A 14751-nucleotide genomic window follows, 5' to 3' on the forward strand; every position below is an offset into this window, starting at 1 on the left:
TCCTCGAACTGACGCACCCGTCGTCATCCTGTGCGCCGGTAGGGTGGCCTGCCGACGGCAGACTGCCCATCGTAGACCTGCGCCGGGCAGACCCACTTCGGACGTATCGGGAGATCGTGATGGGTGTGGTTCTCGCCATCGATGCCGGCACGACAGGTGTCCGCACGATGGCGGTCGGCTCCGACGGCCGCCCGGTCGCTGCTGCTCACCGCGAGTTCCCGCAGTACTTCCCCGAGCCCGGGCGGGTGGAGCACGACGCCGACGAGATCTGGGAGGCCACCGTGGGCACGCTCGCCGAGGTCGTGGCGGTTCTCGACGAGCAGGGCGAGACGGTTGCGGCCCTGGGGATCACGGACCAGCGGGAAACCACGGTGCTGTGGGACACCGCCACGGGACAGCTCCTCCATCGTGCCATCGTGTGGCAGGACCGCCGCACGGCCGGTCGCTGTGACGCCCTGAAGGCCGACGGCCTCGAGCCCACGGTGCGGGCCCTCACGGGGCTGGTCCTGGACCCCTACTTCTCGGGGTCGAAGGTGGAGTGGCTTCTCGGCCCCGGCGGCGTCGAGGTCACGCCCACGACGGCCTTCGGGACCGTCGACTCCTGGCTCCTGTGGAAGCTCACGGGCGGCCCCGACGGCGGCGTGCACGCGACGGAGCCGTCCAACGCCTCGCGCACGATGCTGTTCGACATCTCCACGCTCGGCTGGTCCGAGCGGATGTGCGACACCTTCGGCGTTCCCGCCTCGATCCTTCCCGAGGTCCTCCCGTCGAGTGGTCGCTTCGGCACGACCGACCCGGCGTCGGCCGCAGGTCTCACCGTTCCCGTGAGCGGGATCGCCGGCGACCAGCAGGCCGCTCTGTTCGGTCAGGCCTGTTTCGAGCCGGGCATGACAAAGAACACCTACGGTACCGGCTCGTTCGTCCTGATGAACCTGGGATCGACGCTCCCCGACCCGGTCGACGGCCTCCTCACCACCGTGGCGTGGGACCTCGGTGAGCACGGTGGAGGGGCCGACGTCTCCTACGCGATGGAGGGCGCCATCTTCGTGACAGGCGCCGCCGTCCAGTGGCTGCGCGACGGCCTCGGCATCATCTCCGACGCCGCGGAGACCGGCCCGCTCGCGGAGTCGGTCGACGACACGGGCGGCGTCTACGTCGTGCCCGCGTTCACCGGGCTCGGATCCCCCCATTGGGATCCGTTCGCGCGGGGCACGATCGTCGGGCTGAGCCGTGGCACCACGACGGCGCACATCGCGCGCGCCGTCGTCGAGTCGATGGCGTTCCAGACACTCGACGTCGTCGAAGCCATCACCGCCGCGAGCGGCACGCAGCCGTCGGAACTCCGGATCGACGGTGGCGCCAGCGTGATGGACCTGTTGGGCTCCTTCCAGGCCGACGTGCTCGGGCTCCCCGTCCGACGTGCCGCCGTCGCGGAGACCACCGCGCTCGGCGCCGCCTACCTGGCGGGAATCGCCGAAGGGGTGTGGAGCGACCGGGCCGAGGCGGCGGCGGCCTGGCGTGCGGACGCCGTCTTCGAGCCCTCGGGAGACCCGGAAGCGGTCGCAGCGTCGGTCGAGCAGTGGCACAGAGCGGTGGAGCGGTCGACGGGGTGGGCCCGGAGCGGGCCCGACTGACCTCGAACCCTCAGGACGCCATCTCCGATGTTGCCGGCACGTGGCCGTGCCCGTTGCCGGCGTGATCGGGCAGCGGCGTGACCGTGGCCGGCTCGGCGGGGATGTCCTCGGCCGTGCGGGTGGCGTAGCTGTCGTCGTACTCGTAGCCGGTGAGCTCGCGGATCTCGAACATCACCTCGTCGGCGATCTGGCGGCACACCATCCGGTCGTCGCCGCGTTCGCGGTAGCGCTCGGGGTCGAGTGGCGTCCCGAAGCGGATCGTGACGGTCCGGAAGATGTGCGGGATCTTCCTGTCGACCGGCTGGATCTCGTCGGTGCCGATCAGCCCGACGGGAACGACCGGCGCTCCGGTGGAGAGAGCCAGGCGGGCGAAGCCGGTGTGCCCACGGTGCAGGAGGCCGTCGCGTGAGCGGGTTCCCTCCGGGTAGATCCCGAAGACCCCACCGTCCTCGAGCACCTCGGCGGCCGAGTCGAGCGCGCGCTGGCTGGCGCTGCCCCCCTCCCGGCGGATGGGGATCTGGCCGACGCCCCGGAAGAACCACGCCGTCTTCGGGTCGTCGAAGTAGTCGGCCTTGGCCACGAAGGTGACCCGGCGCCGCACGAGGAGCGGGATGAAGATCGAGTCGAGGAAGGACCGGTGGTTGGAGGCCAGGATCACGGCGCCGCTCGCGGGCACGTTCTCGGCCCCCTCCACCCTGATGCGGTAGCAGAACCGCAGGACGGGGTTGAGGATCGCCTTGATGATCCAGTAGAGCACGAAAGCGAGCCTAGGCGACGTGGCGGCCGCGGCGGGAGGGAGCCCGCGAGGCGGCCCACGTACCCGGTCAGCCCAGCTTCGTGAGCGCGCGGCGGATCTGCCGCACGGCCTGGTTGATCCGCTGTTCGTTCTCGATGAGCGCGAACCGCACGTAGCCCTCCCCACCGGGCCCGAACCCGACACCCGGTGACACCGCCACCTTGGCGTCCTTGACCAGCATGACGGCGAACTCGAGACTTCCCATCTCCCGGTAGGGCTCGGGGATCGGGGCCCACACGAACATCGTCCCGTGCGGGGCCTCGAGCGGCCAGCCGGCCCTGTTGAGCCCGTCGCACAGGGTGTCGCGCCGTCGCCGGTACACGGCGTTGATCTCCCGGGGGTACTCCGGCGCCTCGTTCATCGCCACGGTGGCGGCGATCTGGATCGGTTGGAAGCTCCCGTAGTCGAGGTACGACTTCAGCTTGGCGAGCGCGGCGACCATCTCGGGGTTGCCGAGCGCGAAGCCCATGCGCCACCCCGCCATCGAAAACGACTTCGTGAGCGTGTAGAGCTCGACGGCGACCTCCTTGGCACCGTCGACCTGGAGGATCGACGGGGGTGAGTGGTCGTCGAAGCCGAGGTCGGCGTATGCGAAGTCGTGTACGAGCACGATGTCGCGTTCGGCCGCGAACTCGACCATGTCGCGCATGAAGTCGAGATCCACGCACGCGGTCGTGGGATTGTGCGGGAACGACAGCACGATGACGCGGGGGCGTGGCCACGACTCCTCGTAGCCCGACTTCAGGTTGGCGAGGAAGTCCTCGTCGGGGCCGAGGCGCACCTGGCGCACGTCGGCGCCCGCGAGCACCGGACCCCAGATGTGGATCGGGTACGACGGGCTGGGGACGAACGCCACGTCGCCGGGCGCGACGAGCGTCCACATGAGATGGGAGAAACCCTCCTTGGCCCCGATCGTGGCGCAGACCTCGGTGTCGGGATCGAGATCGACGTCGAAGAGGCGGCGGTAGCGGTCGGCCACGGCCTGACGGAGCTTCGGGATCCCACGGCTCTGGGAGTACCGGTGGTTGCGCCCGTTGCGGACGGCCTCCGCCAACTTCTCGACGGCGACGTCGGGCGACGGGATGTCGGGGTTCCCGAAGCCCAGGTCGATGATGTCGTGGCCGGCGCGCCGGCCCTCCACCTTGAGCGTGTCGATGGTCGTGAAGACGTAGGGCGGTAGGTCGCCGATTCTCCGGAACTCCATCGGGCGCACGGTACCACCGGCCTTTCGGACCGCCGTTAGGATTCGGCAGTCGTGACACCCGACGCCGTCCTTCTCGATGCCGGTGGCATCTTCCACCTCCCCGACCACGACATCGTCCTCGACGCGTTGGAGCGTGTCGGCGTCGCGGTCGACCCCGAGCTGCTCGACAGGGCGCACTACGCGGGCGCCGCGTGCTTTCCTCCCGACTACGAGGGGGAGCTCCCCTGGCGTGAGATGTGGGAGAGGTACCTCGCCGCCTACGTGGCCGAGCTGGAGGTCCCCGACGACCTCCGTGCGGAGGCCACGGAGCACCTGGAGAGCGAGTTCGCGACAGCGGCGATCTGGCGTCGGGTGATCCCCGGCTCGCCCGACGGGCTGCGCACGCTGGCCGACACCGGCGTTCGCCTCGGAGTGGTCTCGAACGCCGACGGCGATGTCGGCGCCCGTCTCCGGGACCAGGAGGTCCTCCAGCTCGGCCCCGGCCCGGGCGTGGAGATGGAGACCATCATCGACTCCGGTCAGGTCGGCGTGATGAAGCCCGATCCCCGGATCTTCGAGATGGCTCTCCTCGCCCTCGAGCTACCCCCCGAGAGGGTCTGGTACGTCGGCGACATGCCCGGCATCGACGTGGCCGGGGCACGCCGCGCGGGTATCGAGCCGTTCCTCATGGACCCCTACGGCTTCAACAGCCACCTCGACTGCGAGCGCGTGGTGTCGCTCCAGGATCTGGCGTCGCGCGTGTCGGGGCGCGTGCCGGGCTGAGTCAGGCCGCCGTCGGGAGGATCTGCCGGATCACGTCCTCGCACTCGGCCTGTGTCATGAACCGCGGCACCGGGTAGTCGAGCAACGCCTCGGTGCGTGCGCGGCGGGCGAGCGAGTGGATGTCGCTCTCCCGGAGCTCGGCCAGGCGGGGATCGATGCCGACCGACTCGACGAGCGAGCGGACCGCGGCGATGAAACCGCGTGCCCTCTCCTCCGTGTCGGCGCCCTCGACGCCGATGAGGTCGGCGAGGTCGGCCAGGCGGTCCGTCACCTCGGGCAGCGAGAAATCGAGAACCGGCGCCAGGGCCACGGCGTTGGCGTGACCGTGCGGAGTGCCGTAGGTGGCACCGAGGTTGTGGGCGATGGCGTGCACGTAGCCCACGCTGGTGCGTGTGAAGGCCAATCCGCCGTAGTAGGCGGCGAGCATCATCGCCTGGCGCGCATCCTCGTCGGAACCGTCGGTGTAGGCACGCGGGAGGTACTCGAAGACCAGGCGCACCGAGGTGCGGGAGTACTCCTCGGTCTGCGCGTTCGCCGTGAGCGAGATGTAGGACTCCACGGCGTGCGTGAGGGCGTCGATGCCGGTGGCCGCCGTGACGGCCGGCGGCAGCCCGGCGGTCAGCCCCGGGTCGAGCGCCACCATCGTCGGGAGCAGCTTGGGGTCGACAACCGGGCTCTTGGCGTGGGTCACCGGGTCCGACACGACCGCGGCGATCGTCACCTCCGAGCCCGTGCCCGCCGTGGTCGGCACGGCGAACACCGGCGCAGAGCGGCGCCGGATGTGGAACTTGCCGCGCAGCCGACGCAGCGGCTTGTCGTTGGTGGCGAGAGTGGCGATCAGCTTCCCGGCGTCCATCGGCGAGCCACCCCCGACGGCGACGACGGCCTCGCACGAGTCCTCCCGGTAGAGGGCGAGGCCGGCCTCGACCTGGTCGGTCGTCGGGTCGGGCTCGACCCCGCTGTAGAGCGTGTGTTCGACTCCTGCGGCATCGAGACGGTCGGTGACCGTGCCGACAACGCCGGCACCGACGAGCCCGTTGTCGCTCACGACCAGTACGCGCCGGAACCCGCGCTGGGCGATGCTGCGGCACAGGTCGTCGACGGCGCCACTCCCGGCGAAGGTGACGGGGACCCGGTCGGGCAGGACGCGCGAGAGCAGTCGCGCGATCGGGACGAAGATCCGGTGCAGGAAGGCTTCGACGGCGTCTCGCATCGTCGCTTCTCCTATCCCGCCACGGGCTCGGCGTAGAACTGCGAGGCCCACTTCCGGTAGGCCATGAACGGTCCGTCGGTGTCGATCAGCAGCGGCTTCTCGAGGTGGGCCTTGTGCTCCCAGATGGGGATGTCCTCGGTGAGCTGTTTGTTGATCTCGGCCACGAAGGCGTCGGCCATCACCGAGTCGAGTCTCTCGTCGCCGGTCTTCTTGACCTTGAAGTTGAACCGCTGCTCGACCGTCTCGGCGTCGATGGGGGTGGCGCAGCCGAGCAGGCACGCCTGCACGACCCCGGGCATGTCGAAGCGGACCTCCGAGAAGCCCGGCCCGGTGGCGTAGGAGTCGATGCGGCCGTTCACGACGCCCTGCGGCGTCACGTACTTCTGGGCCGACAGCATCCGCGAGGTCGGGCCGTCGGTGACGTACTCCTCGCACTCCGCCACCTCGTCGGTTCCGTGCACGTAGCGGAAGTGGGCCGGGTCGACGCTGTTCTCGCCCATCTCCTGGATGGCGGTCTTGATCGTGTACGACGATCTGTAGAAGTCGGTGTAGTCGTCGGTGTTGATGTCGTCGACGACAGGTACGTCGAACGTGGGCTCGGTGCCGTGGGGGTGGTACCACGCCATGATGAGCCCGTTGCGTTCGACGACGGGAAGATCGGCGAGCCTCGCCTGCTTGTTGATCCGCTCGCTGTAGGGCACCTCCACACATGTACCCGCTCCGTCGAAGCGCCAGCCGTGGAACGGGCACTGGATGGTGTCGCCCTCCACGCACCCGCCGTAGCCGACGTGGGCGCCGAGGTGCGGGCAGATGGCGTTCTGGAGGTGGATCTCCCCGCTGTTGTCGCGCCACAGCACGAGGTCGCTGTCGAAGTAGCGCAGCGGTGTCAGCTCTCCGGGCGCCACGTCGTCGGGGTACCCGACCTGGAACCAGCCGAACGGGATCGGGAACGGGAATCGCGCCATGGTGCTCTACCCCCTCTCACTGACGTGGCAGGCGATGGGCCTAGGCGGGTGCATCGGAGCCCACGACCCACATGCTGAAGAACTGTGACCCTCCACCGTAGGCGTGACCGAGGGCGCGGCGCGCACCGTCGACCTGGTAGTCGCCACAGCGCCCGCGAACCTGCTGCGCCGCCTCGCCGAAGCGGATCATCCCCGACGCTCCGATGGGGTTCGACGACAGCACGCCTCCCGACGGGTTCCACGGGATGTCACCGTCGGGTGCCGTGGCACCCTCGCGGGTCAGCACCCAGCCCTCACCCGGTTCGGCGAACCCGAGGTTCTCGAGCCACATCGGCTCGTACCAGCTGAACGGCACATAGACCTCGGCGCAGTCGAAATCGGCACGGGGGTCGGTGACGCCGGCCTGCGCGTACACGTCGGCGGCACAGTCGCGACCGGCCTGCGGGTTCACCTGGTCGCGCCCGGCGAACATCGTGGGCTCCGAGCGCATCGCCGTGCCGTGGATCCACGCGGGGGGGCCGTCGGCGGCCATCGCCGTGTCTTCGTTGCCGATCACGAGGGCCATCGCGCCGTCGGAGCTCGGGCATGTCTCGAGGTAGCGCAACGGGTCCCAGAGCATGAACGACTCCTCCACCATCTCGAGGGTGATGTCGGGTATGTGGAGGTGGGCCCTGGGGTTGCCGAGAGCGGCGAGGCGGTCCTTGACCGCCACCATCATGCCGGTGTCGGCCGGGGCCTTCGCCCGCTCGATGTAGGCACGGATGAGGGGTGCGAAGTAGCCGCCGGCGCCGGCCACCAGCGGGGCCTGGAACGGCATCTCCACGGTGAGGCCCCACACCGAGTCGCTCTCCGACTGCTTCTCGAACGACACCGTGAGCACGCGCTCATGGACGCCCGACTCGACGAGCTTCGAGGCCACGATGGCGGTGGAGCCGCCCACGCTGCCGGCCGTGTGCACGCGCAGCATCGGCTTGCCGACCGCACCGAGAGCGTCGGCGAGGAAGAGCTCGGGCATGACGACGCCTTCGAAGGTGTCGGGTGCCTTCCCGAGAACGACGGCGTCGATGTCGTCCCAGCCCATTCCTGCGTCGGCCAGGGCCTCGAGGGCCGCCTCGCGGACGAGACCGGTGATCGACACGTCCTTGCGTTCCGCGGCGTGGTGTGTCTGACCGACACCGACGACGGCACATCGCTGCGCGCCCACCTCAGCTGCCCTCCAGGACCGCGACGAGGTTCTGCTGCAACGCGGGGCCCGATGCGGCGTGTGCGACGGCGCGCTCCGCGCTCCCGTCGGTGATCCTCGCCGCGGCCTCACCGAAACGGATCAGCCCGGCCGACATCACGGGGTTGGCGGCCAGAGGCCCACCACTGGGGTTCACGGTGACGTCGTCGGACAGGCCGAGTGCGTCGACGAGGATCAGCTCCTCGTGGCTGAACTGCGCGTGCAGTTCGGCGACGTCGATGGGGCCGTCACCGACGCCCGCCTTCGACGCGGCGAGACGGGCCGACTCGCTCACCGACAGGTCACGCAGCCCCATCGCCTGAGGGTCGATGCGGTGGTCGATTCCCCGGATCCACGCAGGACGTTCGCAGACCGAGGTGGCCAGGTCGCCGGCGGTGATCACCATCGCGGCCGCGCCGTCGGTGACGGGAGCGATGTCGGCGTCGCGCAGCGGCGGCACCACGACCGGCCCGGCGAGCAGGTCGTCGGCTGTGACCTCGCCGGAGCGCACCGCGTTCGGGTTCGACAGCGCCGCGCGTTGGCACCGGGCCGCCACCTCGGCCAGGTCCGCCTCCACCCGACCGGTCTCCTCGAGGTACGCGCACGCCTGGAGTGCGCCGAGGTGAACAGTGCTCGGCCACAGCGGTGCCACGTAGTAGGGGTCCGACTGGAGGGTCATGATCTCGTGGACGTCGCCGAGCGACGACTTGCCGAAGCCGTAGATGAGCGCAGAGTCGACGGTCCCCGTCTGGATCGCCACCCATGCCTCGTAGAGCGCCCACGCGGCGTCCATCTCCACGTGGCTCTCGTTGATCGGCGGCCACGCACCCACGGCGTCGAGACCCGCCACGAACGTGAAGGGCCCACCGCTCAGGTAGTCGCAACTCCCCGAGATCGTGAAACCGATCTCCTCGCGGGGGATCCCCGAGGCTTCCACCGCGTCGCGCACGACCGGGATGATGGTCTCGACCTCGTTGTGCTCCGTGTCGGCGGCGACGTGGCGCGACTGGGAGAAGCTCACGATCCCGACGTCACGCATGTCCGACCCGTCCCCGGTACAGCCCGCCCACTAGATGAAGTCCTTGTAGTCGTCGTAGTCGGCGTCGGCCTCGCCGGTCGGGCGGAAGTACCGGATGCTGCGCTGGTCGGCACTCACCTCGTCGGCCCACACGACCTCGACTCGCATCCCCATGCGCACGTCCTCGGCCTCGCACTCCCCGATCAGCCCGAAGAACGCCAGCGAGGCCCCGTCGAGCACGATCTGCGCGCAGACGTAGGGGATCTCGGGGGCGAGGGCCGACAGGCCGGGGATGTTGACGATGCAGAAGGTCGTGACCGTGCCCCGGGGGCCGACTTCGACCTCGATCTCTGTGGGCCGGCCGGTCTTGGGGTCAGAGCCCCGCGGCGGTACGTAGACCTCGTCGGAGTCGGCGGCACGCTCGCCGACCAGGCGCCGCTGCGCCAGTCCTCGCAGGAACCGGCCCGGCGCCTTCCCGGCGCTGATGTCGTACTCCAGGCGGATCGGCACGGCGACGCGCTCCACCGCGTCGCCTGCTGCACCGGGTTCCACGGGTGCGACGGGCTCCTCACCGTCGGCCTGCGGCACCCATGCGTCGAGGTCGGTGAGCCCACCGGTCGGCTCATCCGCCCACCGGGGCATCACACGGAGGCCGACGCACATGACCTCGGGGCTCCCCGCGTCGACGACGTGCAGCATCGCCGTGTCGGCCCCGTCGGGTCGTACGAGGGCGAAGGCGAACGGACGGTCGAGGTGGTGCTTGCCGGCGCGCGGCTCCGACACCCACGTCCACGACTCCACGACACCAGACGGACCGACCTCGACGAAGTCGTCGTCATCGGAGCCGAGGGGCTCGGCAGTGGCCGGGTCGTACTCGAGGGGGGGAACGAGGACGCGTCCGTCGGCGAGCCGCACACCCAGGATCCTGCGGTCGCGCAGCCCGGTCACGAAACGGCCGATGACCGGGCCGAGCGAGCGCGTGTAGCCACCCGGGTACTCCAGGACGTGGTGCTCGACGAGGGCGGGGGCGCCTGACGGCGACGACATCAGATCTTCGCCTCGTGCCCTTCCCAGTACGGGTCGCGCAGCTTCCGCTTGTAGAGCTTTCCGCTCGGGTCGCGCGGCATCGTCTCGATGAAGTCGATCGACTTCGGCCACTTGAACTTCCCGAGTCGGCCCTGCACGTGCTCGAGGATCGACGCCGCCAGCTCGTCGCCCGCCTCCACGCCCTCGGCAGCCTCGACCACGGCCTTGATCTGCTCACCCCAGTCGGCGTCCGGGATTCCGAACACCGCGACGTCACCGACACCGGGATGCGAGTGGATCTCGGCCTCGATCTCGGCCGGGTAGATGTTGACGCCCCCCGAGATGATCATGTCGGACTTGCGGTCGCACAGGAACAGGAAGTCGTCGTCGGTCATGTAGCCGACATCGCCGACGGTGAAGAAGTCGTCGAAGCGGTTCTCGTCGGTCTTCTCGCGGTCGCCCTTGTACTCGAAGTCGGCGCCCATCGTCTTCATGTAGACGGTGCCGATGTCACCACGGGGCAGTTCGCGGCCGTCGTCGTCGAGAACGACGACCTCCGAGATCGGCCACGGCTTCCCGACCGTGCCGGGGTGCTCGATCCACTCCTCGGGCGTGGCGAGCGTGCCGCCGCCCTCGGTGGCGCCGTAGTACTCGTAGATCACGGGCCCCCACCAGTCGAGCATCTTGCGCTTCGTGTCGACGGGGCACGGTGCGGCGGCGTGGACGGCGTAGCGCATCGAGGACACGTCGTAGCTCTCGCGTACCTCGTCGGGGAGCGCCAGCATCCGGTGGAACTGCGTCGGGACCATGTGCGTGGTGGTGACGCCGTACCTCTCGATGCGCTCGAGCGTTCCCTCCGGCGTCCACTTGTCCATCATCACGAGCGGGTGTCCGTAGTGCAGCGAGCTGCCGCCGAACATCGTGACCGCCGTGTGGTAGTTGGGTGACGTCACGAGGTGCACGTTGCCGTCGCCGGGCTGGATCCCGAAGAGCGACAGGATCATGGAGAAGAGCTCGACGTTGGTGTTGGGATCGAGGTCGGGGAGGGTGCGCTTCACGCCTTTCGGACGTCCGGTGGTTCCCGACGTGTAGTGCATCGTGAGGCCCGCGATGCGCTTGTCGGGCGCGCTGTCGGGCTGCCCGTCGACGAGCTCGGCCACGGGTCGGTACCCGTCGACGGTTCCACCGTCGGGCCTGTCGGGAACCGTGAACCGTGACCCGTCGGGCAACTCCATCTCACCGAGGGCGCTCGTCGCCTGCTCGGCGTAGCGGGGCGACGTGATGAACGCCCGGGCGCCTGCGTCGTTGACGATGTAGGCGATCTCGGGGCCGCTCAGGTGGTAGTTGATCGGCGTGAGGTACCAGCCCGCCTGCAGGGCGGCCAGGTAGACCTCGAGGGCGGAAGCCCCGTTGGGAAGCATCGTCGAGACGGTGTCGCCGTGCTCGAGGCCGAGCGAGCGGAGGCCGTGGACGAGGCGGTTGGCGCGTGCCAGCACCTCACCGGCCGTGTGCTCGGTGCCGTCGGGATCGACGACGGCGAGACGGTCGGGATCAGCCTCGGCCAGTTTCCAGAACCCGACGTCGGCCATGGATACGCCCGCCCCCTGTCGCGTGTCGACCGGGTGGCTCCCGGCGCCCGGGCACCGAAACTAGAACACGTTTCACTCGGCCTGCAACACGGTCGGTCCGCCGGTCGCGGGCCGGCACCTCAGCCGGCGCGGTCGCCGTCGCCGAAGGTGTTGCGCTCGATCCAGCCGATGGCGGGTTCGTCGCCGTCGAGCGTGAACCGGGCGACCGTCCGGCGGTAGCAGGAGGCCCGGGGTGGGTCGAAGCAGTGCGAGATGTCGAGCTCGACACCGGCGATGGACTCCACAGCGCCGTTCACGACGGTGCCGTCCCCGGTCGTGACGGTGAAGGGCCCGTGCACGGGGTCGTCGAGATCGTCGTCGCCGTACTCGAACCCGCAGTCGATCCCGGTGATCGTCGACGTGGCCTCACGCAGGAGGTATCCGGTCGCGATCCGGTCGAGGCCGGGGATGTCGACGACGGCCCACTGCATCCGCTGTGTGGCGGAGCCCACGACCACGAAGAGCCATTCCATGTCCCAGGGACGCGGGCCCCACGAGTGGTCCCGCTCACCGCGACCGGTGAACGGACGTCCCCCGGCGAGGCCGACCGTACCGTCGAGTGTCACCGGCTGCTCGAAGCGGTTCGCCACATACCCCTCGGCGGAATGCCCCTCGACGTCGGAGGGACCACCGGAGTGCGCGGCTCCCGCGGCGGTGTACGACAGGTCGATCGTGAAGGGCGCGGTCATACCCGCGCGGGGACCGGTCATGGTCCGGCCGTGACCGGAGGCACGCAACCGGCCGCTTCGCAACGCGTCCGAGCGGTCCCACTCGAAGCGGAGCCCGTAGCTGTCGCACGCCAGGCGGTCGGTGTCGACGAGTTCCCGGGCGAGGCGGGGCTCCTCGAGGAGGGTCCAGGCGCCGTCCTCGTAGATGGCAACCCAGATGAAGGCCCGGTCCTGATTCGGGTGCAGGCCGATCCGCATGTGGCCGGCCTGTGAGCCGTCGTCGTTGAACCAGTCGAGGAACCACGACTCGTTCCACCACGGCTCGTCGGGGCTGTGTGGGTGCGGTCCCTCGTCGATCGGCTCGATCCCGAAGCTCGTGAGCACGGACATGTCGGGCGCGGTCCCGGGAGGTGGCATGCGGCGAGTCTGTCACGGCAGGGCGGTAGCGTGGACGGCCCACGATGAAACCCCTTCGACCCCTCTCCGCCGTACTGGGCCTTCTCCTGGTCGTCACCGTCGTCGCTGCGGTCCCCGGCGCCCGCCGTGCCGACGGGGCACCGGGCGACACCTCGATCTTCGTCGTCGGCGACTCGGTCCTCCTCGGAGCGGCACCCCAGATCGAGGAGGCCCTGGCGGGCTACACGGTGCAGATCGACGCCGTGGAGAGCCGTTCCGCTCTCGAGTCGCCCGCAATCCTCGCCGGGCGGACCGACGATGTGGTGGTGATCTCCATCGGACACAACGACGGCCCGGCCGGCTTCGGGTCGCGCATCGACGAGATCATGGCGGGCCTCGGCAACGTCGACCACGTCATCTGGCTCACCCAGCAGGAGTTCCGCAGCGACAGACCGTCGATGAACGCGGAGCTGCGCGCGGCGCAGCGACGACACGCCACCCTCGAGGTGCTCGACTGGAACGCGATCGTGGCGTCGACACCGAACGCCAACTGGGCCGACGGGCTCCATCTCCGTCCGGAGGGCGGAGATGCGATGGCGGCCGCTGTTGCCGCGGCGGTCGAGGACGCGCTCGTCGTCTCGCCACCCGAACTCCTCGCGACGGGAGCCACGTGGTCGGTCGCCGGTGTCGCAGCTGTCACGGCCGCGGGGTGACCGCGGCGGGCGACGGGGGCGACGGGGTCGACGCGACCCCGGCACCGTGCACGTCAGACGGTGACCGGCAGGTGCTTGATCCCGTTGATCAGGCTCGACTTCAGGCGTGACGGCGGCTCGGTGGGCGCCAGGTTCGGGATGCGCTCGACGAGCTCCTCGAACATGACGTTGATCTCCATGCGGGCGAGCGCCACACCCAGGCAGTAGTGCGGCCCCCGCCCTCCGAAGGCGAGGTGCTCATTGGGCTCGCGGCTCACGTCGAACACGTTCGGGTTGTTGAAGATCCGCGGGTCGCGGTTGGCGGCGCCGTACCAGATCGTGACCTTGTCGCCGGCGGCGATCTCCTGGTCGCCGATCGACGTGTCGGTCGCTGCGGTCCGGCGGAAGTACCGAACCGGCGACACCCAGCGCAGCATCTCCTCCACGGCCGACGGGATCAGCGAGCGGTCGTCGGCCACGCGTTGGCGCTGCTCCGGGTGCTCGAACAGGGCCTGCTGCCCACCCGAGATGAGGTTGCGCGTCGTCTCGTTCCCCGCCACCGCCAGGAGGAGCACGAAGTAGTTGTAGCCCTCGGTGGTGAGCCGGTCACCGTTCTCGTCGGGGGTGAGCAGCTTGGTGACGAGGTCGTCGCGGGGATTGGCCAGGTGGTCCTCGGCCATGTCCTGTGCGTAGGCGAACAGCTCCGCGGCCGCGGTGTCGGCCGCGAGCATGGCGTCGTCACCGCCGTACTCGGGGTCGAAGCGGCCCATCATGCGGTTGCTCCAGTCGAACACCTTCGACCGGTCCTCCTGGGGAACACCGATCAGGTCGGCGATCACGACCAGCGGCAGCTCCGCGGCGACCTCCCGGACGAAGTCGAACTCCTTCAGGTCGAGAGCGCGGTCGACGATGGCGGTGGTCGCTCGGCGCACTGCCGGCTCCATGGCGCGAACCACCTTCGGCGTGAAGGCGCGCGCCACGATCATCCGGTTGCGCGTGTGGTCGGGCGGGTCCTGGTTGATGATGAGGTTCTCGAGGCCCGGCACCATCTTCTCCATGAGGAAGCCGTCACCCGACCGGAACGTCTGCGCCTCGCGCGACACCGTGACGACGTCGTCGTAGCGCGTCACGACCCAGAAGCCGGGCTCGAACTCACCCTCGGCCGGGTGCCAGTGCACCGGGTCGTGCTCCTGGAGCTCCAACAGGAACTCCATCGGCGACGCGTCGCCGTAGGCGGTCTGGTCCTCGAGCGGGAACTCGTCGTGGCGCAACGTGACGGTCATGGTGGAGCGACCTCGATCCTCTCGGCGTGCGACGGCAGGTGCGGTGGTCGTTCTCGGAATCGGCGGCACTCGCGATCCGGACAAACGTCACCCTAGTAGAGTGAAAACAGGTTCTCTTTTCCGGCACAAGGCGGCGGGCCGGAACGAGGGGCGGGCGACGAGCCCCCCTAGTATCCGCTGACAGTATCCGCTGACACCGGGCGCTCCCCCGCAGGCCCGGACGGCCGACCCGGAGGTCCGTGGT

13 protein-coding genes are annotated in these 14751 nt (G+C 69.6%); 3 read left to right on the forward strand and 10 right to left on the reverse strand.

Annotation, left to right across the window (positions count from 1 at the left end; translation table 11 throughout):
- Positions 1–119: 119 nt before the first annotated feature.
- Positions 120–1634 (forward strand): glycerol kinase GlpK, encoded by a 1515-nt coding sequence (glpK, locus tag R3A49_03910; protein ID MEZ5169875.1) that lies wholly within the window; start codon positions 120–122, stop codon positions 1632–1634.
- A 10-nt stretch (positions 1635–1644) separates the two neighbouring features.
- Here the strand turns inward: glpK and R3A49_03915 are convergent, their stop codons facing one another.
- Together R3A49_03915 and R3A49_03920 are read right to left on the reverse strand one after the other, a co-directional pair.
- The gene (locus R3A49_03915; GenBank protein ID MEZ5169876.1) at positions 1645–2391 is read right to left on the reverse strand and encodes a lysophospholipid acyltransferase family protein; all 747 of its coding nucleotides are present in this window, start codon (positions 2389–2391) and stop codon (positions 1645–1647) included.
- A gap of 67 nt (positions 2392–2458) precedes the next feature.
- The gene (locus R3A49_03920) at positions 2459–3634 is read right to left on the reverse strand and encodes an aminotransferase class I/II-fold pyridoxal phosphate-dependent enzyme (protein ID MEZ5169877.1); all 1176 of its coding nucleotides are present in this window, start codon (positions 3632–3634) and stop codon (positions 2459–2461) included.
- A 51-nt stretch (positions 3635–3685) separates the two neighbouring features.
- Here R3A49_03920 and R3A49_03925 point away from each other — a divergent pair, with 51 nt between their 5' ends.
- Entirely contained in the window at positions 3686–4396 is a 711-nt protein-coding gene (locus tag R3A49_03925; GenBank protein MEZ5169878.1) for an HAD hydrolase-like protein, read from the forward strand.
- A gap of 1 nt (position 4397) precedes the next feature.
- Here the strand turns inward: R3A49_03925 and R3A49_03930 are convergent, their stop codons facing one another.
- The 7 genes from R3A49_03930 to R3A49_03960 form a co-directional block, all read right to left on the reverse strand.
- Positions 4398–5609, reverse strand: coding sequence for an iron-containing alcohol dehydrogenase (locus R3A49_03930; protein ID MEZ5169879.1), 1212 nt, complete (start codon positions 5607–5609; stop codon positions 4398–4400).
- Positions 5610–5620: 11 nt separating this feature from the next.
- Positions 5621–6574, reverse strand: coding sequence for a Rieske 2Fe-2S domain-containing protein (locus R3A49_03935; protein MEZ5169880.1), 954 nt, complete (start codon positions 6572–6574; stop codon positions 5621–5623).
- Positions 6575–6614: 40 nt separating this feature from the next.
- A complete protein-coding gene (locus tag R3A49_03940) occupies positions 6615–7778 on the reverse strand; it encodes a thiolase domain-containing protein (GenBank protein MEZ5169881.1) in 1164 nt (387 codons plus the stop codon).
- Position 7779: 1 nt separating this feature from the next.
- Complete coding sequence (locus tag R3A49_03945; GenBank protein ID MEZ5169882.1) at positions 7780–8835, reverse strand: thiolase domain-containing protein; 1056 nt, start codon at positions 8833–8835, stop codon at positions 7780–7782.
- Positions 8836–8865: 30 nt separating this feature from the next.
- Positions 8866–9861 (reverse strand): OB-fold domain-containing protein, encoded by a 996-nt coding sequence (locus tag R3A49_03950; GenBank protein MEZ5169883.1) that lies wholly within the window; start codon positions 9859–9861, stop codon positions 8866–8868.
- The gene (locus R3A49_03955) at positions 9861–11429 is read right to left on the reverse strand and encodes an acyl-CoA synthetase (GenBank protein ID MEZ5169884.1); all 1569 of its coding nucleotides are present in this window, start codon (positions 11427–11429) and stop codon (positions 9861–9863) included. The genes R3A49_03950 and R3A49_03955 overlap by 1 nt, the downstream gene beginning before the upstream one ends.
- Before the next feature lie 119 nt (positions 11430–11548).
- Entirely contained in the window at positions 11549–12553 is a 1005-nt protein-coding gene (locus tag R3A49_03960; GenBank protein ID MEZ5169885.1) for a hypothetical protein, read from the reverse strand.
- A gap of 44 nt (positions 12554–12597) precedes the next feature.
- Here R3A49_03960 and R3A49_03965 point away from each other — a divergent pair, with 44 nt between their 5' ends.
- Complete coding sequence (locus tag R3A49_03965) at positions 12598–13245, forward strand: hypothetical protein (protein ID MEZ5169886.1); 648 nt, start codon at positions 12598–12600, stop codon at positions 13243–13245.
- A 53-nt stretch (positions 13246–13298) separates the two neighbouring features.
- On the opposite strand, the gene R3A49_03970 is transcribed toward R3A49_03965, so the two are convergent.
- Positions 13299–14507, reverse strand: a complete 1209-nt coding sequence (locus tag R3A49_03970; GenBank protein ID MEZ5169887.1) for a cytochrome P450 — start codon at positions 14505–14507, stop codon at positions 13299–13301.
- Between the last annotated feature and the right edge of the window lie 244 nt (positions 14508–14751).

It is taken from the genome of Acidimicrobiia bacterium (genome assembly GCA_041394025.1).
In the GTDB taxonomy this organism is placed as follows: Bacteria; Actinomycetota; Acidimicrobiia; order IMCC26256; family JAOSJL01; genus JAOSJL01.

What these genes read in the sequence shown, in the direction of transcription:
- glpK (MEZ5169875.1), top strand. Translation starts at nt 120, where the DNA reads ATGGGTGTGGTTCTCGCCATCGATGCCGGCACGACAGGTGTCCGCACG.
- R3A49_03920 (MEZ5169877.1), bottom strand. Translation starts at nt 3,634, where the DNA reads ATGGAGTTCCGGAGAATCGGCGACCTACCGCCCTACGTCTTCACGACC.
- R3A49_03930 (MEZ5169879.1), bottom strand. Translation starts at nt 5,609, where the DNA reads ATGCGAGACGCCGTCGAAGCCTTCCTGCACCGGATCTTCGTCCCGATC.
- R3A49_03935 (MEZ5169880.1), bottom strand. Translation starts at nt 6,574, where the DNA reads ATGGCGCGATTCCCGTTCCCGATCCCGTTCGGCTGGTTCCAGGTCGGG.
- R3A49_03945 (MEZ5169882.1), bottom strand. Translation starts at nt 8,835, where the DNA reads ATGCGTGACGTCGGGATCGTGAGCTTCTCCCAGTCGCGCCACGTCGCC.
- R3A49_03950 (MEZ5169883.1), bottom strand. Translation starts at nt 9,861, where the DNA reads ATGTCGTCGCCGTCAGGCGCCCCCGCCCTCGTCGAGCACCACGTCCTG.
- R3A49_03955 (MEZ5169884.1), bottom strand. Translation starts at nt 11,429, where the DNA reads ATGGCCGACGTCGGGTTCTGGAAACTGGCCGAGGCTGATCCCGACCGT.
- R3A49_03960 (MEZ5169885.1), bottom strand. Translation starts at nt 12,553, where the DNA reads ATGCCACCTCCCGGGACCGCGCCCGACATGTCCGTGCTCACGAGCTTC.
- R3A49_03965 (MEZ5169886.1), top strand. Translation starts at nt 12,598, where the DNA reads ATGAAACCCCTTCGACCCCTCTCCGCCGTACTGGGCCTTCTCCTGGTC.
- R3A49_03970 (MEZ5169887.1), bottom strand. Translation starts at nt 14,507, where the DNA reads ATGACCGTCACGTTGCGCCACGACGAGTTCCCGCTCGAGGACCAGACC.